This is a genomic window from Acinetobacter sp. WU_MDCI_Abxb74 (genome assembly GCF_025513915.1).
Taxonomy (GTDB): Bacteria; Pseudomonadota; Gammaproteobacteria; order Pseudomonadales; family Moraxellaceae; genus Acinetobacter; species Acinetobacter calcoaceticus_C.
The window spans coordinates 1,234,966-1,259,697 of the sequence record NZ_JAHPRP010000001.1; the positions used below are offsets into that span (position 1 = coordinate 1,234,966).

21 protein-coding genes and 1 pseudogene are annotated in these 24,732 nt (G+C 38.3%); 10 read left to right on the top strand and 12 right to left on the bottom strand.

The window, feature by feature from the left end:
* The first annotated feature begins 103 nt into the window (after positions 1-103).
* Positions 104-532: a hypothetical protein gene (locus KTH84_RS05945; protein WP_262472428.1), complete on the top strand. Its 429-nt coding sequence runs from the start codon at positions 104-106 to the stop codon at positions 530-532.
* 64 nt (positions 533-596) lie between these two features.
* Here the strand turns inward: KTH84_RS05945 and KTH84_RS05950 are convergent, their stop codons facing one another.
* The 3 genes and pseudogenes from KTH84_RS05950 to KTH84_RS05960 all read right to left on the bottom strand — a co-directional run bounded on the left by KTH84_RS05950 (position 597) and on the right by KTH84_RS05960 (position 2,794).
* Positions 597-1,151: a TetR/AcrR family transcriptional regulator gene (locus KTH84_RS05950; protein WP_262472429.1), complete on the bottom strand. Its 555-nt coding sequence runs from the start codon at positions 1,149-1,151 to the stop codon at positions 597-599.
* Between the two features lie 590 nt (positions 1,152-1,741).
* Positions 1,742-2,253: pseudogene (locus tag KTH84_RS19005) on the bottom strand (hypothetical protein).
* A gap of 58 nt (positions 2,254-2,311) precedes the next feature.
* Entirely contained in the window at positions 2,312-2,794 is a 483-nt protein-coding gene (locus KTH84_RS05960) for a hypothetical protein (RefSeq protein ID WP_262472432.1), read from the bottom strand.
* A gap of 184 nt (positions 2,795-2,978) precedes the next feature.
* On the opposite strand from KTH84_RS05960, the gene KTH84_RS05965 reads away from it, so the two are divergent.
* Positions 2,979-3,356, top strand: a complete 378-nt coding sequence (locus KTH84_RS05965; RefSeq protein ID WP_127492474.1) for a DoxX-like family protein — start codon at positions 2,979-2,981, stop codon at positions 3,354-3,356.
* A gap of 50 nt (positions 3,357-3,406) precedes the next feature.
* Positions 3,407-4,240: an SDR family NAD(P)-dependent oxidoreductase gene (locus KTH84_RS05970; RefSeq protein WP_262472434.1), complete on the top strand. Its 834-nt coding sequence runs from the start codon at positions 3,407-3,409 to the stop codon at positions 4,238-4,240.
* Positions 4,241-4,366: 126 nt separating this feature from the next.
* On the opposite strand, the gene KTH84_RS05975 is transcribed toward KTH84_RS05970, so the two are convergent.
* Positions 4,367-6,193 (bottom strand): monovalent cation:proton antiporter-2 (CPA2) family protein, encoded by a 1,827-nt coding sequence (locus KTH84_RS05975; protein ID WP_262472435.1) that lies wholly within the window; start codon positions 6,191-6,193, stop codon positions 4,367-4,369.
* A gap of 184 nt (positions 6,194-6,377) precedes the next feature.
* Positions 6,378-7,613 (bottom strand): sodium/glutamate symporter, encoded by a 1,236-nt coding sequence (gene gltS, locus KTH84_RS05980; protein WP_133972622.1) that lies wholly within the window; start codon positions 7,611-7,613, stop codon positions 6,378-6,380.
* Positions 7,614-7,972: 359 nt separating this feature from the next.
* On the opposite strand from gltS, the gene KTH84_RS05985 reads away from it, so the two are divergent.
* Complete coding sequence (locus tag KTH84_RS05985) at positions 7,973-9,124, top strand: alpha/beta fold hydrolase (RefSeq protein ID WP_262472436.1); 1,152 nt, start codon at positions 7,973-7,975, stop codon at positions 9,122-9,124.
* A 107-nt stretch (positions 9,125-9,231) separates the two neighbouring features.
* On the opposite strand, the gene KTH84_RS05990 is transcribed toward KTH84_RS05985, so the two are convergent.
* The gene (locus KTH84_RS05990) at positions 9,232-11,472 is read right to left on the bottom strand and encodes a fatty acid desaturase (protein ID WP_262472438.1); all 2,241 of its coding nucleotides are present in this window, start codon (positions 11,470-11,472) and stop codon (positions 9,232-9,234) included.
* Positions 11,473-11,579: 107 nt separating this feature from the next.
* Between KTH84_RS05990 and KTH84_RS05995 the strand changes: the two genes are divergently transcribed.
* Complete coding sequence (locus KTH84_RS05995) at positions 11,580-12,599, top strand: AraC family transcriptional regulator (protein WP_262472440.1); 1,020 nt, start codon at positions 11,580-11,582, stop codon at positions 12,597-12,599.
* A gap of 16 nt (positions 12,600-12,615) precedes the next feature.
* On the opposite strand, the gene KTH84_RS06000 is transcribed toward KTH84_RS05995, so the two are convergent.
* On the bottom strand, positions 12,616-13,239 hold the full coding sequence (locus KTH84_RS06000; RefSeq protein WP_042897102.1) for a TetR/AcrR family transcriptional regulator: 624 nt from the start codon (positions 13,237-13,239) through the stop codon (positions 12,616-12,618).
* 238 nt (positions 13,240-13,477) lie between these two features.
* On the opposite strand from KTH84_RS06000, the gene KTH84_RS06005 reads away from it, so the two are divergent.
* Both KTH84_RS06005 and KTH84_RS06010 read left to right on the top strand, forming a co-directional pair.
* Positions 13,478-14,563, top strand: coding sequence for a hypothetical protein (locus KTH84_RS06005; RefSeq protein ID WP_262472441.1), 1,086 nt, complete (start codon positions 13,478-13,480; stop codon positions 14,561-14,563).
* Positions 14,564-14,682: 119 nt separating this feature from the next.
* Positions 14,683-15,156 (top strand): hypothetical protein, encoded by a 474-nt coding sequence (locus tag KTH84_RS06010; RefSeq protein ID WP_262472443.1) that lies wholly within the window; start codon positions 14,683-14,685, stop codon positions 15,154-15,156.
* Between the two features lie 123 nt (positions 15,157-15,279).
* On the opposite strand, the gene KTH84_RS06015 is transcribed toward KTH84_RS06010, so the two are convergent.
* A complete protein-coding gene (locus tag KTH84_RS06015) occupies positions 15,280-16,029 on the bottom strand; it encodes an NADPH-dependent F420 reductase (protein WP_262472445.1) in 750 nt (249 codons plus the stop codon).
* A gap of 109 nt (positions 16,030-16,138) precedes the next feature.
* Between KTH84_RS06015 and KTH84_RS06020 the strand changes: the two genes are divergently transcribed.
* Complete coding sequence (locus KTH84_RS06020) at positions 16,139-16,513, top strand: winged helix-turn-helix transcriptional regulator (protein ID WP_262472447.1); 375 nt, start codon at positions 16,139-16,141, stop codon at positions 16,511-16,513.
* A 50-nt stretch (positions 16,514-16,563) separates the two neighbouring features.
* Here the strand turns inward: KTH84_RS06020 and KTH84_RS06025 are convergent, their stop codons facing one another.
* The 4 genes from KTH84_RS06025 to KTH84_RS06040 form a co-directional block, all read right to left on the bottom strand.
* Positions 16,564-17,370 carry an oxidoreductase gene (locus KTH84_RS06025; protein WP_262472449.1) on the bottom strand — a complete coding sequence of 269 codons (807 nt, stop codon included), beginning with the start codon at positions 17,368-17,370 and terminating at the stop codon, positions 16,564-16,566.
* A 38-nt stretch (positions 17,371-17,408) separates the two neighbouring features.
* Positions 17,409-20,474: an efflux RND transporter permease subunit gene (locus KTH84_RS06030; protein WP_262472451.1), complete on the bottom strand. Its 3,066-nt coding sequence runs from the start codon at positions 20,472-20,474 to the stop codon at positions 17,409-17,411.
* Complete coding sequence (locus tag KTH84_RS06035; RefSeq protein ID WP_262472453.1) at positions 20,471-21,595, bottom strand: efflux RND transporter periplasmic adaptor subunit; 1,125 nt, start codon at positions 21,593-21,595, stop codon at positions 20,471-20,473. Before KTH84_RS06035 ends, KTH84_RS06030 begins: the two co-directional genes overlap by 4 nt.
* An 81-nt stretch (positions 21,596-21,676) precedes the next feature.
* Entirely contained in the window at positions 21,677-22,297 is a 621-nt protein-coding gene (locus KTH84_RS06040) for a TetR/AcrR family transcriptional regulator (RefSeq protein WP_202741607.1), read from the bottom strand.
* 127 nt (positions 22,298-22,424) lie between these two features.
* Here KTH84_RS06040 and KTH84_RS06045 point away from each other — a divergent pair, with 127 nt between their 5' ends.
* Both KTH84_RS06045 and KTH84_RS06050 read left to right on the top strand, forming a co-directional pair.
* Positions 22,425-23,867 (top strand): efflux transporter outer membrane subunit, encoded by a 1,443-nt coding sequence (locus tag KTH84_RS06045; protein ID WP_262472454.1) that lies wholly within the window; start codon positions 22,425-22,427, stop codon positions 23,865-23,867.
* A gap of 79 nt (positions 23,868-23,946) precedes the next feature.
* A complete protein-coding gene (locus KTH84_RS06050) occupies positions 23,947-24,732 on the top strand; it encodes an SDR family NAD(P)-dependent oxidoreductase (protein ID WP_016144885.1) in 786 nt (261 codons plus the stop codon).

Below are 24,732 nucleotides of genomic sequence, written 5' to 3' on the forward strand. Positions count from 1 at the left end.
AGTGCAGCTTTACATTCAATATATTTATCTAATCAACTAGAATTCTTGAATATAAATAGTTTAATCTTAGAAACATAAAACTTAGATTATTCACTCATTTAATATGAAAATTAATTTCGATGTTAAATTCGTTTCTGGTTTAATAGGCTCTTTAAATATTCAAATTATACCTTTGGATCTAAGAAGAAATAATGATTGTGTAGGCTCTATAGCTATTGATGAAGTGGCTTTTTCACTAGTTGAAAATTTCTTTAATCGAGATAAAGAAAAGTTTTTCCATTGGGGAATTACTTTTATTAATTCTGAAAACCTCAAAGATATTATAAAAGATTTACATGAACTTCATTCATTTATAAATCAGTTAGATACATACGATAAAACATTAAAGCTAATTTTCAAAGAAGAAACAGAATTGTTTGCAAGTAACTTCAGTTTTTTTAAGCCACAAGCACTAAACATGATTATAGAAATTACAAAATTCCTTGAGAAAGCTGAGAATGAATATGATGGCATTACATTACTCGGTGTTTAGAATATTTTTATTGTTACTCAATTAGTTAAAAGCCAAACTAAATAGCTTGGGTTTTAATAGCTTATTAAGCATTTACCTTTAAAAAGTAATCTAGCAACTGATCAGGTTCTTCATTTTGACTTGAACCTAAAAGACCAAAAATCGCACCATCAATCATAAATACAAAAATATCCGATTCTTCATATGTAGCCCTTTTTTTAGATTCTCGCAGAACCCAGAAAATTTCATTTTTAAGCCATCGCCTATAGCGAATTGCGGTTTGATAGGCGTTTGGATAAAGCTTTTTAATTTCAAAAATCGCTTTAAACAACAGATAATACGCACCTTTTAAGTCCGCATGTAAAAGGTAAATTTGTCTAAGCTTAAGAGACAAATCTGGATATTGACGAGATTCCCTTACCGCTCTCACTTTTTCTTTTAAGTGCTCTTTTTGAACCAACAAACACATTTCAATCAGTCTTTCTTTAGAGTGAAAATCATTATAAAAAGTGGATTTTGAAATTCTGGCTTCAGCAATAATTCGGTCGACACCGACCTTATGAAAGCCATGTTGATTAAATAGATCTCTTGCCGCGTGGAGCACTCTTAATGCTCTAAATGAATTTTCTAAATTTGGCATAAACATTCTGCTCAAAGATAAATTTTTGTTGTATATAAAAGAGATAGAAATGCCGTCACTCTTAAAATGAGTGCTAAAAACAGGCATGCGAAAGCTGCACAAAAAGGATGCGCTAACCTATCTCAAGCTTTATTGTTGATATGATTTTTTAGTCGTAACGATCTAAAAGCTAAACCTATAAATGTTTAAACCGTTTTAAAGACCAGTTAAGCGGTATGAATAGAGAGAGCTTGGCAAAGGCCAAAAAATAAGAAGAAATAGTACGCATGGCGGACTCCTTGTGTATTAAAGAAGAACTACCACGATTACTGCTAAATAATGGTGGCAGAACGAAAGGGGTTAGCAGACTGGTACACAAGGACCCAGCACGCGCAAGCGCGTCCCCCTCCGTCCTACCATAGCGAAAAAGGGGGACGTGAGGATCCAGTACTAAAAAGCAAGCTCTTCAGTACTCTTGTGTATAAAGGGTCTGCTAAAACCCACTGGCAATGTGACCAGCAGGCAAAGGATAATCGGCAGGGTTTAGAGTGTCAATGTGATATTGGCTAGAAATTGGTTAAATAATTATTGTTTTTCATTTAATTAGACAATCAAAATCCATTATTTTTATAAAATATTACAAGCTGCTCTTCAGCAAATTTTTTTAATATAGTATCTGATGAGTTAATATACTGGTTTAAATATTCCAGAGACCTAGGACATTTTATATTTGTACCTAAGCCAAAAAATGCTTTCCGAGCAAGTACCCTTAAGTTATCTTCCATCATATAACTTGGAACAAAATTAATAGCGTTTTTAAAAAACTCCACTAGCTTACAATTTCTAATTCTACTAACTGTAAAAACGATATCTTCATGAGCATCATGCCAATCTGAAAAAAGATATCTAATAGGCCGAAATCATCTTCTTGTAGTTCATATTCATCAAATATAAGAAATGCAACATGTACAGCATCGCTATTTTTTGATTTTTCTGCGATGTTTAGTAGTTCTTTTGCGAATAGATAGTCACTAATATCTCTAAAGTTTAATCGTCCTTTTAAAATATTTATGGGAATTACCCCCAAATAACAACCTTCAATATCCTTTTCAAAATCAGTCATGTTTGCCCTTCCAGATGAAAATAAAATTTAAATCAATACAATACAAATTGTACATTTTTTATTCAAATTCAGGATATACGAAATCATACCTATCTGTTTTTATCCTATAAACAATACTATCTGGTGGTATAACACTCCCAATTTCTGCAAATTTGTTTTCCCCTTCTAATTTTCCTACATATTGCTGTGGCTCATTAACTTTCCAAATCCACCAATTATTAGATATTTTTGTTTTTGGACTATCGCTGCTACTACGAAATAACACATCAATATTTCCAACGTCTGGCATGTTCCCAACTTTCTCCCAGAAACCTAATTTAATACCAAAAACAGTTATACAATGTGCATAGAAATCTACCTCATTATTAATAACTTCAGTTAAAACTGGGACTGTATTTGCAGAATATTCCGTTTTAAATACTCGAATTACATCACTATTTAATTGAGTTAAGTCAAAACCTACTAATTGAAAATATTTTTTACATCCATTATCTAATTTAACAGCAAATACATCTCCAATTTTTGTATTTTTTCTTTTCATTTTTGCCCCTAAATTTTAGACATATTACGTGTTAATTATTTTCCTTGACTCCGTAATATATCAAGATTGATCAAAAGTCCTAAGTTAGCTGATTTCATCCATATAGCTTGAACAAATAAATAAACCTAAAGATAATAGGTCAAACCTAATCTAAAGAAAATTTTAAAATCTTAAATTCATTTCCATGAAAAATATTAATATCTTCAAATTTATAAACCTTGTGCTGGCCTTTTTATGGTTTTATCAAGGTCTCGTTCCAAAATTTCTATTTCTTAATTCTGATGAAATTTTTGTATGGCAATGGCTAGGACTATCACTTGAAAACGCAAAACTTGCAGGCCATGCGAGTGGAATAGCTGAAATTATTTTTGGTTTATGTTTTCTCTTTACTGCACATAAATATATTCACTATTTAAGTATTTTGGGTTTGCTTGGACTGCTTCTTTTAATTGGTTTTTTAATACCCTCTACCCTGATCTTGCCCTACAACCCTATCGTAATGAATCTTTCGATGATAAGTTTATCTATTGTCTATCTCATCTTATTAAGTGAGCAAAATTAACTTACAGCCATTCATGTAACTATTTTTAAAGATTTTATATAGAGAGCGCAATGAGTTTACCCAAAACTGAAGTTTGCAGTGTGGTCATTACAGGCAGTACAAAAGGTATAGGTTTAGCCCTTGCCCATGCTTTTTTAGATCTTGGATGTTCTGTTGTCATTGCTGGACGAAATCCAGAGCATCTTAACCATGCTCTTTCTCATTTAGGAACTCATTTCAATAAAGAAAAATTCATTGGTCTGTGTTGCGATGTAACTCAAATTTCTGATGTGCAAACCCTATGGGATGGTGCAATTGAGCATTTTGGGTACGTGAATGTCTGGGTGAATAATGCAGGAAGCTGCCACCCAACCAAAGACTTTGTTGACCTTCAGCCAGAAGAGTTAAACGCGGCTGTTTCAACCAATATTTTAGGCACGATGTTGGGCTCACAAGTGGCTCTAAAGGGAATGCTTAAACAAGGTTATGGCCAAATCTTTAATATGGAAGGTTGGGGAAGCAACGGCGAATGGAGTGCAGGCATGACGCCTTATGCAACTACAAAACGAGCTGTAAGTTATTTCAGTAAAGCGCTTTATAAAGAAACAAAATCGACGCCCATTTTAACTGGCACACTCAGCCCGGGCATGGTTGCAACAGACCTTTTAGTTTCGTCGTGGACCAATGGAAATATCCAAAACTGGAAAAAGATGAAACGGTTATTTTTCTTTGTGATTGACCCGCCAGAAATTGTTTGTAGTTATTTAGCAAAACAAATGATTCAAAATAAAAAAGCCAACCGACGCATCGCTTGGATCACGCCGTGGAAGCTTTTTCTTAGATTTTTACAACCTTATTACTGGCGTAGAAACCCCGTTAAAGGCACAGCTTTAGAGCATTTGTAGTCGGGCTTATAATGTGACTAAAAATCTAATCTCACTCAGTTAAGATGGTTTATTGGTAGTCGAATCGGGTTTATTGTTCTATAAAAGTTCTTCTAAACAGAACTTTTATAGATATTTTTATACTCATCAAGAATCGTTATCTGAGCGATCTTTTTTATTTAAAATCTGCCCTTCCCGTTTTGGGCGAATCAATGGCGCTGTTGGTCGGGGATGCGTATGTGTATATTGCATACCGACTCCCGCATTTACGTCATCTGCTGCGATTTCAGTTTCAAAGCGCTCATTATCAAGATCTCGAATTTCTTCGGTAATTCTTTCTACTTCGTCTTCATCCACACCAAGTTCTTGTAAAATAACACCACCAAACTTAATCGCAGATTCAAATGTTTCACGGATCATAAAGTCTACTTTTTGTTTGACTAAATGCAGTGAGTGCTCGCGGTCATATGAACGGACTAATAATTTCGCTAAAGGAAATTCATGAGTGACGAGTTCTACAATTCTATTGGTCGTTTCCTTACTATCTACACACACCACAATCGCTTGTGCTGTTGCAGCCCCAGAAGCATGCAAAATATCTAAACGACAGCCATCGCCATAATAAATTTTAAAACCAAATTTTTCCGCGTTTTGAATCATGTCCGTATTATTATCAATAATGGTGACATCTACCCCTCTTGCCAATAATAATTGACTGGTGACCTGTCCAAAGCGCCCAAATCCAATCATTAAAACGCTACCGCTTAAACCCTCGGCAATATTGACGTTTTCTAATGAAACATTCGCTTTAAATTGAGTAAACCGTTTAAAAATAATACCGACAATTGGAGTCAACACCATTGAAAGCACAACAATAGCGGTTAAGTTAGATTTAATAGTACTGTCAATAACTTGAGCACTTAGCGCGGCAGAGAAAAGTACAAACGCAAATTCTCCACCTTGAGCCATGAGTAAGGCGCGGTCCAACGCTTCAGTATGAGGGCTTTTCGTTATTCGGGCGACAATATAAATCATGAGCGCTTTGGCAAACATTAGGGCAACTACACCACTGACAATGAGCTGCCAGTTTTGAGCAACCACTGATAAATCCAATGACATGCCAACCCCAAGGAAAAACAGGCCCAACAAGATTCCTCGGAATGGTTCAATATCAGCTTCAATTTGATGTCTAAAGGTTGATTCAGATAAAAGCACACCCGCTAAGAATGCACCCATCGCCATAGACAAACCGCTGACTTGCATGAGTAATGCCGCGCCCAACACCACCAATAATGCGGCAGCAGTCATGACTTCTCGGGCTTTAGCCGCAGCCAAGAGCCTAAATAATGGATTAAGTAACCAATAACCTGCCGCAATAAGACCTGCAATTGCGATTAAACCAATTCCTATATTTTCTAAACGTACAGATGTGCTTTCGACAACATGGTTAGGCGCCATAAAAGCGACAATAGCGAGCAATGGTACAATCAGTAAATCTTCAAATAATAAGATGGCTACAATTTTTTGCCCACGAGGTTGAGTCAAGTCACCTCGATCGCCCAATAACTGCATCACAATAGCAGTCGACGTTAATACAAATCCTGCTGCACCAATAAAAGCAACTTGCCATGTAAAACCAAATAACAGTCCGACGCCAGTCAAAGCCAGTGCGCAAATGATGATCTGTAGTGTGCCAAGGCCAAAAATTTCGCGTCTAAGGCTCCATAAATGTGATGGTTGCATTTCCAAACCAATCAGAAATAGGTACATCACAATTCCCAACTCGGCAATATGTAAAATTGCGGCAGAATCTTGAAAAAAAGCAAAACCGAATGGGCCAATAATTAGGCCTGCAATTAAATAACCTAATACCGAACCTAAACCAATACGTTTAAAAATAGGAACTGCAATTACAGCAGCCGCCAATAAAACCACGGGAGCAACCAAGCTAATTGAATGCGCTTCTGAGCTCATACATTTCTCATTTTATTTATCTGCAATTTATTCTATGTGAAACCATGTTTAAGGGCGATTATTAGTTTTGAGAAAAAGCATCCTAAAAATAAAAATTGATCCTATATGTATGAACGAGATATCTCTTTATCTTAATATTCATAAATAAACACTCGTAAAAAAAGCCCTTACGGGCTTTTTTTGATTAAACAACGAATTTCAACATCAGCTGAATGACTGTCGCATTAATTAAATCGACAAAGAATGCACCACAAAGCGGAACAATTAAAAACGCCTTATGTGACGGTCCATACATGTTAGTAATGGCTTGCATATTTGCAACCGCCGTTGGTGTTGCCCCCATACCAAAACCACAATGCCCTGCTGACAACACCGCTGCATCATAGTTTTTGCCCATTACACGGAACGTCACAAATGCTGCATATAACGCCATTGTAATGGTTTGAGCACCCAAAATTACAACAAGAGGCCCAGCCAAATCTGCAAGCTGCCAAAGCTTTAATGAAAGCAATGCCATTGCTAAATAAAGTGACAATGAAGCGTTACCAAATACATCAATCGCACGGTCGAAAATATCAACTTTCAGCACGCTTTCTAAGATGTTTCTTAAAATTACCCCGCCACCCAGCGCCCAGACAAAGGTTGGTAACTCAAACCAAGTTCCCTTACTAAAGCCTGTCATAAATTCAGCAAATGCCAAACACGCTGCAAACATACCTAGTGTAGTAATCGCATTGTCGGCTGTAATTAAACGAACTTGATGTGGGTTTTCAAACGGAGCAAGGTCATCAGAGTTTTGCTCAACATGACCATCACGCTGTTGAATTTCAGCATTGGTTTTTGGTTGTGCAAGGCTATAACGATTAATGAGTAATTTCGCTAATGGGCCACCAATTACACCACCAATAATCAAACCAAAAGTCGCACTCGCCATACCTAAAGCCAGAGCACCCTGAATACCATGCTGAGTTTCTAAAATTTCACCCCAAGCTCCTGCTGTACCATGACCACCTGTTAAAGTAATTGAACCTGCAATCAAGCCAATAAGTGGGTCAAGGCCAAGCAAAGTCGCAAGACTCATGCCTACCGCATTTTGCACAACAATGAAGGATGCTACACAGACTAAGAAGATAACCAAAGCCATGCCGCCTTCTTTAAGCTTCATAAAATTGGCACTTAAGCCAATAGAAGCAAAGAATACGAGCATAAAACTGGTTTGTAATTCGCTACTAAAAACAATGCTATATCCCCATATGGTATGGACAAGTAGCGAGACGACCGCAGCAACTAAACCGCCTGCTACAGGTTCTGGAATATTGTAGCGTTTTAAAAAATCAATTCGATTAACAAGGAAGCGGCCCAATAAAAGGACAATGACCGCGGAAATTAGTGTATAAAAACCATTAAATACAAATTCCATATATACTACTTTCCAATTACATTCCCAAAGGATTGTAAAATAATTATATTTTATTTTTTAATATGTAAAAAAAACACAAACAAACTTTACAAAATTACTCTACCAATAAATTTTCACCATTCTTTTAAAAAGCTTAATTTTTTAAATATTTTATATAAAATGATTCACTAAAATTAATTTAATTATTAATTTCAAATATTTAACCTTAAATATTCTTAATTAGAAATAATTACCCCTTGATACCTTAAACAGAAAATCCTGTCTTTTAAGTCACTGAACTTAGCTGTCATTCCATTTAATATCCTTAAAAGACCAGCTCGTTATTGCTCTGGGCAACATCTTTATAGGTTTTATATTCAATGAGTTTATTGCTTAAAGTTCGAAAGAACGTTCCACAGCTACAGTCCATTAAAAAATCTCTTCAGACAGGTGCTGGTCAAAAAATACCTCACATGCTGATCAATGCATCAGATCTATTTTTTAGAGGTCCTCAAATTGCCTTGTCAGGAAAAACGCCATTTGATGTGATTCATCAGCATGAAATTATTAGCTTAAGACATTATAGAAATGAGACGAATACTTCTGCGCAAAAACATCGCGTACCACTAGTTATTGTTCCGCCGTTAGCAGTCAACATGCTCATTTATGATTTGTTTCCTACGCGTAGTTTTGTCCGATTCTTTTTGGAGCAAGGGTTTGATGTCTATTTAATTGACTGGGGCATTCCCACCCGACATCAAGCAAAATACAATTTCGGCACCTACATTAAAGTCTTTATGCCTGAAATGTTAAAAGAGGTCCGCGCGCACAGTGGTCAACAACAGCTTTCTTTACATGGTTGGAGTTTGGGTGGTGCACTTTCGCTCTGCTATACCGCATTATTTAAAGACAAAGATATTAAAAACTTAATTATTTTAGCTTCCCCTATTGATACACATAAAGCTGGTTATATGGGTAAACTCTATGGCAGCTTAACCAAACCTGCACAATGGGTTCGCAAACATACGCCGTTTCGTATTCGCCACCATGTGCCAAGTAAGGCGTTTCATATTCATGGATGGCAAAACACTCTAGGCTTTAAATTAACCGATCCAATTGGAAATCTAAAAACGTATTGGGAACTTTTTAAAAATCTCGATAACCGAGAATTTATTGTCGACCATGCAACCGCAAGTTCATTTATCGATAACATGCTGGCGTATCCAGGTGGAGTCATGCGTGACATCATCCTTCGTTTCTGGATTGATAATGAACTATCGAATGGTGTAGTGAAATTTGGTGAACTTACAGCCTATCTAAAAGATATTAAATGTTCGGTGTTAGCGCTGGGTGGTAGTACTGATATTATTGTGACCACTGAAGCGGTTAAACCTCTCATGGATTTAATTAGCAGCCAAGACAAAACATTTAAAGTCGTGCCTGGTGGTCACATGGGTGTTGTTTCCGGAAGCCAAGCACCTACTTCAGTCTGGCCAGAAATGAGTCATTGGTTAGGTGAACGTTCAGTTTAGTTCGTTTAAATAATATTGAAGACCAGCGTAGCAAGCCATACGCTGGTTTTTATTATTGAGGTGATTAACTCTTAAACTTTAAATTAATAATTCCATATTCAAAGATGTTAAATATCCAGAACCAACTTATCCGAACGAGGCAAACTGTTACAGGTGGTAATTCGTAAATCTGGTTGTGCCTTGTATTGATCTAAAGTAGTAACGCCTTGTAGCTTATTACAGACACAAGCACGGCATAACCCTCTTTCACATCCCGATGGAATATTAACACCAGCCAAACGTGCAGCTTCTAATAACGTCGTTCCTCCATCAACCACAATATCAATACCACTCCGCGCAAAGTGGATAACATGATCTTTACCATCCGTTGGGTTCTCAACTACGGGAGGGGTAAAACTCTCTGTATGAAATTTGATTTCAGGTAATCCTAAATCCAGTAACATAGATTTTGAGGCAGCAATAAATCTTGGTGGAGCACAAACATACACTTCATGTGCTGTTATGTCTGGAACAACTTTAGCTAGTAATTCAGTACTTAGTTTCGCCTGATACATCTGCCCTGAAATCGGATAATTAGGGTCTATCTCATTACATATAAAATGCACGTCAAAACCAGATAACTTGGCAACTTCACGTAATTCATGTTCAAAAATAATAGATCTCTCATTACGGTTAAAATAAAGTAACTTAACTTGACTATGTGGAGCTTCACGTCGTGCCTTACGTAACATACTCAAAATTGGTGTAATACCCACACCGCCCGCAAGAAAAACGATCTGTTTAGGTACTTCTTTCATTATAAAATCGGGAGAGGCCTGCGGTACTCCTACCAAAATCATATGTGAATTTTTCTTAATATGATCATTGATATAATTTGAAACACGTCCCGCCTCTACACGTTTGACGGCAATTTCCAAACAATGATCAGCCTCGTGACTATCTCTTAACAAACTATATTGTCGAACCAGACTTGCACCATCGACTTCAACCCGTACAGAAATAAATGCACCAGCTTCCCAAGTTACGCTCTCCCATCCTTGAGGTTTTTCAAAACGTATCATTAATGCCTGATTTCCTGCTTGCGGAAACGCAGCTAAAACCTTAACAGGTACATTGTAAAACTGAGGTTTAGTTAAATACGTCATGTTATCTGGCAGTTTATATTGGGCTCCATATACGACTCGACGTAATAATTCCTTAGGATTTTTTAGTATTTTTAAAAAATTTCCATTTTCTTGCTCGCCTACAGGACTCGCCAATTTGAGCACATTGACCATCATCTCTGGCACAACATCTTCAAGAGACATAACATTGTAAGGCAAGCCATGCTGCAAACAGATTTCTTTAACAAAGGGCTGGATTTCTCGTTGACGATTACATGGTAAATCTGGAAACAAATGATGCTCTAAGTGCGTGTCCAATCCACCATAAAACACATCAAATGCAGGTGGATTATCAAATTCAACCTCCTCTTCCAACAATGTTTTAAAATAATGATCAAGTTGGGCATAAGGCGTAAAATTACTTGTCGCTAAAATTTGACGGCGAAAATATTCTTCTTCTGTTTCACTCAATCCCGGGTCACTAAATAATTCAACATTGGGTGAATGGTGTTCCAAAAATAAGACTGCAACCGTCAAATCATAGCCCAAAACTGTACTCAGATAATTACCAAAAAATGTCGGCAATATCCGATGAGGAGAGACCGAAAGAGGATCTTTCCAAAAATGCTGGGCAATATATTTTTTTGTCAGTTTTAAAGTTTGTTCAATGGCTGTTCGACTAAATACTTTACGACCTTCTGTTTTAGCAGCTGATGCTCCAGTAAAAAGAGAAAATACAAGATTAGGTGCTGTTAATAATAAGCCCCACAACAGTGGAAGTTGCAGAGTATGATGTCCATACCATGGCTGACCTGGCTTAATACGTAAAAATGAGTATCCCAAATCATGGTCTATGCCAACGATATTCGTAAAAGGATGGTGATTTTGATGGTGCATCACACGCCATTCATAAGGATCCACCATAAAATTCCAAACCCAACGTTCAGAATGGAAAGAACCTGCATTTGGTAAATGATCATAACTACCATGCATGATGTTATGACCAAGTTCAGAAAACTCAAGTAATGTATGCAATGCACCTAATATCGCGCCACGCATTATGGCGTTAGGTTTTCCACCTTGCTGGATCAACTCATTACTACGCGCCTTAATAGCTTGAGAGTAAGCGGCAACATTTCTGATATGTGCTAGGTCTGCATCACCAACTTTTGCCTTAGTTTGATCATATAAAGCTTTTAAGGCTGCCGTTAAACTTTCGTGTTTGCTATCTTTATCATTTAGCATTTTATATATCCCTATCGGATGTGACCTTATCCGAAAAGATATAAAGTTTTGAACATCAGCAGAATGACTTTATACTAACAAACTTGACATTTGATGACACCTAAAGCATGTCCATACAATTATATTGGGATTTCCCTCGTAGTCTTAGTGCTATTCGCATATTGCTTATGGTGGGTCAACAACATGGCCTAACGCCTGAGGTCTGTATAGAAAACACACATATTTCTTTAAATGATTTATCGCAACCTCACTTTGAGGTAAAAGCAGAACAAGAATTTTTAGTGATTCGAAATTTACTTAAATTGCTAGACCCTACACTTCCTCTAAGTATAGAAGCAGGTCTAAGGCACCATACAACGACATTTGGTGCGTGGGGTTTTGCCATTCTTAGCAGTCAGACCATGAAAGAAGCCTTATATTTTGCTATGCGATACTTTCAACTTAGTTCCATTTTTTGCAATTTAGAAGTTATTCAGGAAGGTATCTATACGTTACTGATTTTTGACCATAGTCAATTGCCTGATGACTTAGCGTGTTTTCTGGTTGAAAGAGATCTTATAACTGTTATATCAATTCAACGAGATGTCTTGCCTATCCAGTTTCCTGTAATGAGCATTAATGTTGCTTTACCTGCACCTGTGTATGCCGATAAATTTCTCGAATTGGCAGGTTATCCCATTCAATTTAATCAACCGCGTAGCTGCATTATTTTTGAAAGCCGTTTGCTTGATTTACCATTACCTCAAGCAGACCCATTTATTCGTGCACGATATGAAGAAGAATGCCAACAGCTTTGGACGCGAAGAAGTTCTCTAGGCAGCTACAGCCAAAAGGTCAGGAATATTTTACTCCTACAACCCTCTCAAATGCCTAAAATTGATGAAATGGCAGCACATCTTAAGGTCAACCTTAGAACCTTACAACGCCATCTTGCAATTGAAGGAATTACCTATGAACAGCTTATTGACGACATTCGTAAAGACTTAGCCGAAGACCTACTCAAAACAACCAATTTAACCGTTGAAGAAGTGGCCATTCAATTGGGCTATTCTGAAGTTTCAGCATTTTCCAGAGCTTTTAAACGCTGGAAAGGCGTCTCACCACGAAATTTTAGGCTACAAAAATAAATTTAGATTCAATATTCTAATGTTTATCCACGCCAGCTTCAGCAAGCAAACTCGTCGCAAAATTCATAATTAATAAGACTAAATTATTTGCTTTTTCTTCTGATTCAGCTAAGCGCCCTTCTAATAAAAGATGGGACAGGCCATGCACAAGGCTGCAACTTAACATTGCTAATACTTCAACTTGAGCATCATTTTCATCTACACCTAATATTGAAGCGGTTAATTGATGTAATTGAGTATATGTACTATCTACGGCTTCTTTTAACTCAAGTCCTTCATTCTTTTGTAATTCAGGATTAAACATCAAAGCGAAAAGGTTTCGATTATTTTTTGCAAAGTTGATATAGGCCAAACCAAATAGTTTCAAAGCCTCGGGCTGAGAATTAGCATATTGCAACGTTTGGCTTTGCTCCGTTTCTAATCTCTGAAACCCTTTTGCAGCCAGCGCTGTCAGAAAGCTATCTTTGTTTTCAAAATGCCGATATACCGCATTGGCACTTACTCCAATTTGTCTCGCCATTTCTCGAAAACTAAGACTCTCGGCATCATTATCTTTTAAGTGAACTAGTCCTGCATTTAATAATTCTTCACGTACATTTCCATGATGATAATTTGACTTTTGAGATTGTATAGACGACATGTTGACACCGCGCACATATTATAAGCATAATGTGTGCACCGAACACATTATGCTTTTACTGTAGTTTTATCCTCCCCAGAAGATAAATCCTATTTTTGTTCAGTAAGAATGCTTAAACAAAACAATTACCTAGAATCACACTCAAACAATAAGGCTGTGAAGCAAAGGATACTGGGCTCATAAAGTAAATTTTTAACTTTTCTCTTGAGCCTAATTATCTTTAAGCAAAGGAACTGATATGAACAATCTTAGAAGTATAAAACAGGCTTTGTTATTTACAATACCATTGATGTTGGTCAGTTCTCTTGTAAACGCCGAACTTAATCGCTTAGATGACAAAAGTTTATCTGGTGTAACGGGCCAAGCATTATTTAATCTAACCAATATTGCAGCTAATCAAAATGGTAATCCAAATACAGATGTAGGTTTTTATCGTCTCGGAATGGAAGCACAAGTAGAGTTAAATGCAAATATTAAACGTTTACAGTTAGGTTGCGGTGGGACTAAAGGAGTGGGTTGTGACATTGATATTGAAAATATTAGTTTAGCAGGTGTCCTCCCCGTAAATGGTAGCTATGCAGGATCAGATGCCGTTATTACTAATCCTTTTATCGAGTTTGCTATAAAATCGCCGAACAGTGCTTCTACTCGAGAAATTGTTGGCTTTCGTCTTGGAGCATTAGGAATATTAGGCAAACTTGGATTGGGATCAAATACAGATTTAACAACATTAGCGGATGACACAGCAGGAATTAACTCTTTATCTGGTGATTTGAATTTAACGCTTACTAATACTGTTCTGAAGAATGTAGTGATTGCAAATGGATTGATCTCTACAGAAGCACATATTAATGATTATAACAAACAGCTTATTCTTAACCGAGCTACATCAGCAACGCTGGATAATGTAGTAGCTAAAACTGGTCCACTAAGTGTATTAGGTATCTTAGATCTACCTTTAGGTTTAACTCTCAGTAATGCCACATTAAAAGATTATCCTCTGTCTGGTTTCCATGAAATTTTACTAGCCCAAGATGCAGCAGGAACAATTCCTACTAGTGACGCATCATTGTCCTTACAAAAAGAGGCCATCCGTTGGCAAAAAATAAGTACAGGAACTTTCGACAATACTGTAGCCGCTCAACCTGGATGGTGGCTTTCCTTACCTAAAGTTTTACTCACGGATATCGAAACACAACAGCGGATTGATGTAGGACTTGGGGAGGCACTCGGAGGGTTAGTTGGTAGAGAGTTAATTATTAATCCTATTGACTCTGGACAGGTAGGTATTAAAAACTGCTACGGAAACCTGAAATTTTGTTAAGCAAAAAGTTTCATATAAAGCTTAATATGAGGCTTAAATTAAAACAACTCATGATTTTTATACCATTATTAGCAGGGCTGAATACATCCCAAGCTACTACAGTCTATAGGTCAATAAATATGTGCTCAGCTTCTGTTAAACATATACCTAATAATATCCAGAACTCTATTTCTAAATTAAAAATGAGTTCAATAAACTCAAATACTTCAAATATTGCTTTTATTATTGCCTCAGCTATTGCTGCAAAGCACAATAAACCCATAGATATAGAACATATTACTATCTATTTACAGGCTTACCGAAACCAGCAAAATTTTTATTATTCCTTACTTGATATCAAGAAAACATTTGAGAATTTCAATATATCTGTTGAGGCCAAGAAGAATGCCTCACCTTTTGATATGTTAAAATTAACCAATGAAATCCTTATTGGTATTGATCAGCAAGATCAACTTTTTGCATTAGTTGGCTCATCGCAAGAATATGTCTATTTAATTTATGGAATTATGAATCGAAAAGCATTAATCTGCCCTCTTAAAAAATCTTTATTTATTCAAAACTTTACGACTAATAAGTTTTTAATTCTTAGATAGTTGCCACCAAATCTATTAAATAAAGGAGTTTTATTAATTCCAAAAATTAGGCTTATTTAATCATTATAAAAAAATAAGCCTTTATATTATTAAAATTAAGTTTTAGAACATAATCTTTAAAATTTAATCGACTATTGGATTTAAGTCTCGATTCATTTGCACAATATCCTGATGCGTTGGATTAGCCCCTAAGCTTGAGAAGAGTTCAGGTAAACGATCACGTTTTTTTTGAGCCTCTCCTTTTTGAGCAATAGCGACTCCTTTCCTCATCATTTGCTGATCATAATCACAGCAATATGCTGGCGTACATGGTTGTTGTCTCCAAGAATCCTCCAAACTACCTGCATCTACAGGGTCAAAACCTATGTCATTAACAAGGCTCATAACAACATTTTTTGAAGGTACACTATCTCCAGCAACCGCTATCGCTAATCTATTTTTACTTCCTTCAACTTGGCCTAATTCTGCAAGTGAATAAGCTAAAATATTATTAAAAGCTTTAATAACAGGACGATTAATCTGCTTAGATACCCAAACACTTTCTGTCATTCCATCATCAATTTCTTTAATATGCGGATCACGGAAATCAGGATAATAATTACTCGTATCTATAATAATTTTATCTGTAGGCGCTGAGTAAAATAAATCTGCCGGCAATTCTTTTATAGCTGGGAGAGGAATTGATAAAATAACAACATCTGAAGAATTAACAGCTCCATATATATCGACTGCTTCTACGTTTATTTCATCCGCAATTTTTCTTACACCGTCCACACCTCTAGAATTCGCAACATATATAGTATGGCCTGCTTCTTTTAAAAGACGTGCAAGGGTCTTTCCAATATTACCCACACCAATAATACCTATTTTCATATATCAGCCTTTTTAGAAATTTAATACAGTTAACACTTTTAAGTTTAAAGACAAGCTGAGATAATAGGAAGTACACACAAAAAAGTAAGTATATTCCTAAAAGGTAAGTATGAAAGCAGAACGTGACTGGAATTGTGAAGATCCTCAACAGCGGCTAGTATGGGCAAAAATCACCACTGAAGCCCTTAAAGCTATTGAAGGAAAATGGAAAATAATTATCCTTTGTCAACTTTTTGCAGCAAAACAACCCCTACGTTTCTCTGCATTAGAAAAACTTATCGAAGGCGTTAATCAAAAAATGCTGATTCAGCAACTTAAACAATTAGAACAGGATGGGATCATTAAACGGACCGTCTATCCACAAGTCCCCCCTAAAGTTGAATATGAACTTACTGAAATAGGGTTAGCACTAGGCCCTTCAATGGAAGCACTTATTGAATGGGCAGAATTTAAAAATCAAAAATTAAATAGCGACTCAAAATAATAAAAACTAAGCATAAAATTTATGCTTAGTTTTTATAAGATAAAAATAAGTTATTTCAAACCAAAAGTTTTTCTAATGCTTTTATCAACAGGGCCACTTGGCATGAAGCGACGTAACTTAGTTAATAAAGATGCTTGTCCAGATGGTGTACGGCGCATTTGCCAATCATTCAGTGCCGCTGTAACGATCGTATCGGCAACACCATCCGGTTGGGAGGCATGATTAATCTGATTCGATATGGCCTGTGTAGCTAAGTTACGTTCATTGTCATATTCAGGAATTTTTGCACTTATCAACGGCGCATTTTTATCCAGATTGGTTTTAGTGAAAGAAGGTTGGACAACTGTCACGCGAATTCCAAATTGACGAAGTTCATGATCTAGAGATTCAGATAACCCTTCAACGGCATGTTTGGTTGCCGAATATAGCCCCATATAAGGTGAAGGAAGAAAACCCAATACCGAACTAATATTTATAATTCTTCCATAATGCTGTACTCGCATATAAGGCAATACCGCTTGTATGGTACGAAGAATACTAAATACATTCGTATTAAATAAAAATTCTGCTTCTTTTATCGAGGTTTCTTCTACTGCACCGATCAGGCTTGCTCCAGCATTATTAATTAAAATATCAATACGCCCAGCCTTATCAATAATAGAATGAATCCCAAGCTGGACAGAGTCTTCATCAGACACATCCATTTCAACGAGCTCAACCCCTTCTATAGGTTGGGCTTTTACTTTATTTCTGACTGTTCCAAATACTTTATGGCCTTTTTTAGCAAATTTTTCTGCTGTGACTTGACCAATTCCTGATGAAACACCGGTAATTACCACTACTTGTGAGTTTGACATACGAACTCCAATAATTTTTAAATTTAAAAATCTGATCATTAAACCGCTGGTTTAGTTCCGATTTTGAACCAGATTGAATACATAGCCGGCAGGAAAACTAACGTTAAAATCGTTCCAGCAAGCGTTCCACCAATCAGTGTGTAAGCCAGCGTTCCCCAAAACACTGAATGAGTCAGAGGAATGAAAGCCAAAATAGCAGCCAAGGCCGTTAATATGACGGGTCTGGCACGTTGTACTGTGGCCTCCACAACTGCATTAAACGGATCTAGCCCAGATTGTTTGTTATGTTGAATTTGCCCAATCAAAATGAGTGTGTTGCGCATCAAAATTCCAGACAATGCAATCAACCCAACCAATGCATTGATACCAAATGGCTGCTGAAATAAAAGAAGTGTCGGTACCACACCGATTAATCCCAGCGGGCTGGTGAGAAACACCATAATCATTGCAGCGATAGATCTCACTTGAAGAATGATAATGAGCAGAGTCATTGCCAACATGATCGGGAAAATAGGAAGCATCGCTTTAGTGGCTTTACCCGACTCTTCAATAGAACCTGCTTCAATAATGCGATAACCCTTCGGTAGATTTTTCATAACGGGTTCAAGCTGTTTGGTAATTGCGGTAGATACATCTGGTGGTTGCAACCCTTCAGCAATATCTCCCCGAACAGTAATGGTTGGGACCCGATCTCGACGGCGTATGACAGGTTCTTCCATCCGTACTTCGATCTTGCCAATTTGTGCAAGTGGAATACGCTGCCCATTTGCCCCAGTGAGTGTAAAATCACCAATTTTTGCAGGATCCAGTCTTATATCACCTGCAGAACGGGCAACGACTTGTACTGTACGAATATCTTCGCGCACAGAGGTAATCGGAATACCTGTTAACAAAAACTGTAGTTGCTGTGCCACTGAGCTTGATGTCAGACCAACTGCTTGTAAGCGGTCTTGCTCCAAGGTGAAATGAAGTGCTGGTACACGTGTTCCCCAGTCGGTATTTACAGTTCTCATCATTGGGCTGGCATTCATAACATGCTGAACCTGAGCTGCAATTACACGTAATTTTTCTGGATCAGGACCTGAAACTCGGTAAGCCACTGGATAGGGTGAATATGGTCCAAAGACAAGTTGTGTGACACGTAGCTGAGCTTCGGAAGCAAGTCCATTCGAAATGGCTTGTCTTAAACGATGTTTTAAGGCTTCACGTTCCTCTTGCGTATCGGTTCGTATCACAACCTTGGCAAAAGATGGATCTGGTAACTCAGGTCCCATTGAGAAATAAAAACGAGGTGCACCTTGACCAATATACGAAGTCACAATCTTTGCTTCATTTTGCTTAGCTAACCAAGCTTCAACTTTGGCTGTCGCAGCGCTAGTCTGTGTAATGGACGTGCCATAAGGCATTTGTACTTCAACAAGAACTTCAGGACGGTCAGAGATTGGGAAAAATTGTTTTTTCACCAATGCCATTCCACCTACTGACAAAATAAATAATCCGATAACACTGCCGGCAACAAGCCATTTACGAGCAATTACACGTTCAAGAATTTGACGGAAACGGTTATATCGTGGAGTGTCATAAATTGCGTTGTGCCCACCTTCGACCTTTTTAAAATTAGGTAACATCTTCACACCCAAATAAGGTGTAAAAACTACAGCAACAATCCATGAGGCAATAAGTGCAATGCCGACAATCCAAAACATATTGCTGGTATATTCACCAGCCGTAGACCGAGCAAAGCCATTTGGCATAAATCCAACCGCTGTGACCAGCGTTCCAGAGAGCATTGGTGCCGCCGTGTGGCTCCATGCATAAGCAGACGCCGCGATACGACTAAAACCCTCTTCCATTTTTACGACCATCATTTCAATGGCAATAATGGCGTCATCAACCAAGAGTCCTAAGGCTAAAATAAGAGAGCCCAGTGTAATTCGGTCAAAGTTTTTACCCGTTGCCAACATCACCACAAAAACAATAGCTAATGTAAGTGGCACAGCCATAGCAACAACAACGCCAACGCGCCATCCCATGCTGATAAAACTTACAAACATTACCACAAGCAATGCTGCAAAGAACTTAAGCATGAACTCATCTACTGACGAGCTAATATTAACCGCTTGATCAGTGACTTTATTCAAACTAATGCCAAGAGGTAAATCTTCATTGATTGAGCCAACTTCGTTCTCTAAGGCTTTACCTAGATCTAATCCATTCCATCCTTCACGCATGACTACCCCTAACAGTAAGGTAGGTTCACCGCCATTGCGGATAATGAAAGTTGCCGGATCTTCAGAACCACGTTTAACACTCGCAATATCTGACAATTTCAAAGTACGACCTTGGGCAGTTATCGGCGTATCACGAATCTTTTGTAGTTTGTCGAAAGCACCATCTAATCTGACAAAAACTTGAGGACCTTTGGTTTCAATGGAACCCGCGGGAGTAAGTACATTCTGATTATTAAGTGCAGCAAATACATCTTGTGGATTTACGCCTAATGTTGCCAAGCGCTCATGTGAAAATTCAATATAGATACGTTCAGATTGCTCACCAATAATATTGACCTTCTTTACACCAGGCACATGGAGCAATTGCTGTCTTATGGTTTCTGCATCACGCACCAATAATCTTTGTGCTTCATTTTTTGCCTTCAGAGCAAATAATGCAAAAGTTACATCTGCATATTCATCATTAACCAGCGGTCCAATTACACCAGCTGGTAAATTGCTCATTTCATCATTTACTTTCTTCCTCGCTTGATAAAACTCCTCCTGAACTTGAGAAGGTGGCGTACTATCAAGTAAGGTCAGTGTGGTAAAAGCCAGCCCTGGTCTGGTATAGGTTTCTGTTCGATCATACCAACGCAGCTCCTGCATCCGTTTTTCGATTTTTTCAGCAACTTGATCTTGCATTTCTTGGGCAGTTGCACCGGGCCAAGCAGTCACAATGGTCATGACCTTCACTGTAAAAGCTGGATCTTCAGCTCGACCTAACTTAAAAAAAGCAACGATGCCTGCAATTGAAATCAGAAAAATCAGGAATAGCGTGATACCCCGTTCCCGAACAGCAAGAGCCGACAGATTAAAACCTTTCTCACTCATGAGCGCCCTCCTTCATGCCCAAATGAAGGATTATTTGCCTGTGATGTAATACGGACTAACTCGCCTTCTCGAAGTAAATGTGCACCTAGAGCAACAATTTGATCTCCACTCTGAATATTGCCAGTGACATAGGCATATTCATCATCAACCTGTTTAACAACAACAGAACGCCATGTTACTTTCTGAGTTTTTCCATTAATTACCCATACCCCAGCTCCCTTTCCTTTATCAAGTAATGAACCCACGGGCACTTGTAAAAAATGTTGTGAACTCTGATTTTGAGCTCCAATACGTACAGTAACGGTTGAACCTAAAGGAGCATTTGCTAAATCTCCGTCTAATACAAAACGTGCTTCAAAAGTACGAGTGAGTTGATCTGCTGTATTTGATAACTGTCTAAGTTTAGCTGGGACACTTATATTTTCTTTACCAAAGAGAGTGGCTTGACCAATAGCTCCTATTGCAGGGCGTAAGGTCTCAGGAAGCTGAATAACCGCTTCTCTTTGACCAGAATGAGCTAAACGAATTACTGTTTGACCCGCGCTTACAACTTGCCCCGGTTCAACCAGTGTTTCCATAATTGTGCCATCACCATCGGCTGTTAATTCGGCATAGTGACTGGCATTTAATGCAACTTTAGCTTGAGCTTGCGTTGAACTTAGCTGTGCTCTCGCCGTATCTGCTGCGGCCTTAATCTGATCATAGGCGGAAGCAGATATAGCTCCACTTCCACGCAAATCGCGATATCGAGCTTCATCTTTTTCTGCTTGTTCAGCACGTGCTTTGGCTGCGCCTACAGCTTCTTGCTGAGCTTTGGCAGCAAGTTCCAAATCAGCCGGATCAATACGCATCAGTAACTGTCCGCGTTTTACAGTCTGGCCAGCTTCAACAAACCGTTTGATTACTTTGCCAGAGACACGAAAACCAAGATCACTTTCTACCCGTGCGCCTATCGTGCCTGTAAATGCTCTTGAGTCAGAAGTAATTTCTTCTTGCACAGTTGCGACTCGTACTAAGGGTGCCGAAGTACGAGGGTCAGATTGTGTATTTTCAGCACAACCTAGCAAGAAAAAAGGAAATAAATATATTGCAGCAAATGGAATAAGGCGACGATAACGCATATTAGAGTCCCCCCTTGAAGAAATTAATCAGGAGACTCATTTTTAATCAAGTGACCAATTTAGTCAATAGTCACAAATTTATTATGGCGATAAACTTCTCAGTACAAGACTAGAAAGCAGTACTGGAGCATCCGTGTTATATGAAATGCTATGTTGTAAAAGTAATGGGTGTAGGTAAGGTCTCATGACTAAATAAATAGCCTTAACTGCTTCATCAATTGGCGTTTTTCTTTCAAAATCACCTGATTGGCGACCTTCTTGAATAATGTTCTGTACTACTTTAAGAATTCGATTTTCATAAGCGATTGTAGCATCCCATTTCTCAGAAGCAGCAGAAACGGCAATTTCATAGAGCTTGCGGTCTTGAAAAAATAAACGAAGGCTTGCTTCAACAATTACTTTAAATAACACTCTTAATTTTTCAGCTGGATATTCAGCTTCATTAATAGCTGTATTAACTTCATCTTCAATTTCACGCAAACAATTGGCACATATCATTTCGCCAATTGCCTGTTTAGATTCAAAAAATTTATAAATATAAGCTTTAGAAAAGCCTATAGACTTTGCAAGATCAGAAACTGTAGTTTTCTCATACCCATATCGGCTGAAATGCTCTGTAGCGGCACTCAGAATTTGATCTCTTACATCATGATCTTCTGGTCCTCGCTTTGAAACAGGATAACTACTCTTTTCTTTACTCATATTTTCAATTTAAACCTTTATCTGGAAGTGGCAGTTTAACTCTTGCGAAATGATATTGACAACTAGTGACCAAATTGTATTATAGTCACAATTAAACTATTGTTCAAAATCTCGCCTCGGGGGAAATATGTTATCTAGATCTATCGTTCTCCTACCCATCATCGTAAGTACTCTTACTGCGTGTACCGTAGGTCCTAATTATAAACGCCCTCATATATCTCTACCCGAGCAATACCTTGGCGCCCCCTTAAACTCATCAAATGACAATAGCAAAGCTGATATTGCCGTATGGTGGAAGAGCTTTAATGACCCTCAACTTACTCAATATGTCACATTAGCATTAAAACAAAATCTTGATCTGACCCAAGCATATACCCGTGTAACTCAAGCCCAAGCAGGCTTATCGGCAGCCAATGCTTCTTTACGCCCAATAGGTACTGTTGACGCGCAAGCAGCTAAAGTTTACCAATCTGTTGAAACTCCACTGGGGCAAGTTTTAAATTCAATACCTAATTTTGACCGACATGGTAGTTCTTATGAGGCAAACCTCAGTACCACTTGGGAATTAGATATTTTCGGAGGCCTTCGAAGAGACCGTGAAAGTGCTCTAGCAAACTATCAGGCTTCGAATGCAGGAGCCTCAGCCGTCCGTTTAATGGTCGCAGCTCAAACTGCAAATATCTATATTAATATTCGTGGCTTACAATCTCGACTAGATATTGTCCATCAACAATTAAAAACCCAACAGCAACTTCTTTCAACGATTAATCTTTTATACAGCAAAGGGTTAGCTTCCGAATTTCAGGTCAAACAAGCTAAAGCGAATGTTGCTCAAGTTCAAGCTGTTATTCCTGTTCTTGGAATGAATCTAGACATTGCCATGAATGCCCTCGACGTTATGCTTGGAACCGTACCGGGAACTCACCGAGCAGAACTAGCAGAAGTAAAACCAATTCCCGCTATTCCACAGATTACAGAAACTGGAACACCTCGCGATCTTTTACGTAGACGACCAGATCTCATCATGGCTGAAAGACAACTGGCAGCATCAAATGCACGCATTGGCAGTGCGATTGCAGAATATTACCCAAAGGTCTCTTTAGGCGGTTTGATAGGTAGTGCAACCACAGCAAGTGGAAACTTATTTTCAAGTGGTGCCAATCAGGCAGCTGGCTTATTAGGCTTACGTTGGCGCTTATTTGATTTTGGTCGAATTAATGCAGAAATTCACTTAGCCAAGGGCCAAGAAGCCGAAAAGCTCGCAGCCTACCAATTAGCCGTCTTACATGCAGCGGAAGATGTAGAAAACTCATTATCAACTTTGTCTAAACGGCAAGAACAGTTAATGGCTCTCCAAGATGGAGAAAATGCATTAAAGCATGCACAAAAAATCGCTTTAATTGCCTATCAAAAAGGGATTAACAGCCGAATAGAAGTATTACAAGCAGATTCAAAGGCTTTGCAATTTTCAGATAGAAAAGTACAGGCACAAACTGATTCAGCCCTTGCTGCTGTAGCAGTTTATAAATCACTAGGTGGTGGTTGGCAACCTCAAGATTTTAAAATTTAGTCATCCAGATTGAAAGCACAAAATGAGGAAGAGTAATGCAAAGTAATTCAAATTGTTATAGCAAACCGGAGTAAGTGAGATGACCGATAAAAGTAAATCTTGGGTCCTTGTGACTGGTGCATCAAGCGGTTTTGGTGTCGAGTTCGCTAAGCAGTACGCTGAGCAAGGCAGATCACTAATCCTAGTAGCGCGCACCCTAAATAAGCTTGAAAACCTTGCTACTGAGTTACGCCAGAACTTCAATATTGAGGTCATTGTGGAACAAGTGGATCTTTCCTCTATTCCTGCAGTTACTGCGTTACATCAGCGTCTACGCGAAAGAGATATTGTGGTTGACGTTTTGATTAACAACGCAGGCCATGGATTGCAAGGTCCATTCTTGGATGAGGCTCTTGATCATTCATTAGCAATGATCGATCTGGACATCCGTAGCTTGACCGCAATGACACGCCTGTTCGGCGAAGACATGCGCGCCAGAAAAAAAGGAAGCATATTGATGGTCGCCAGTATGCTTTCTTATCAAGGCGTTAAGAATTTTGCCGTGTACTCCGCCGCTAAAGCCTATGTACTAAGGTTTTCCGATGCACTCCATCGAGAATTAAAAAAGGATGGCGTCGTCGTTACAGCACTATGCCCCGGCCTGTCAGATACGGGATTTGTGGCAGGAGCTAAACAAAAGCTAACGCCAGCCTTAAAAATGGTCATGATGCAGCCCAAGCCTGTGGTTCAAGCGGGAATCCGAGCACTTCAAGCAGGCCGTATGAGTGTGGTACCAGGGTTTGGCAATAAAGCAATTACCATCCTGACTTGGGCAACTCCACGTTGGTTACATCAATCTATCATGGCTGCCGTGATGGGGGTTTAG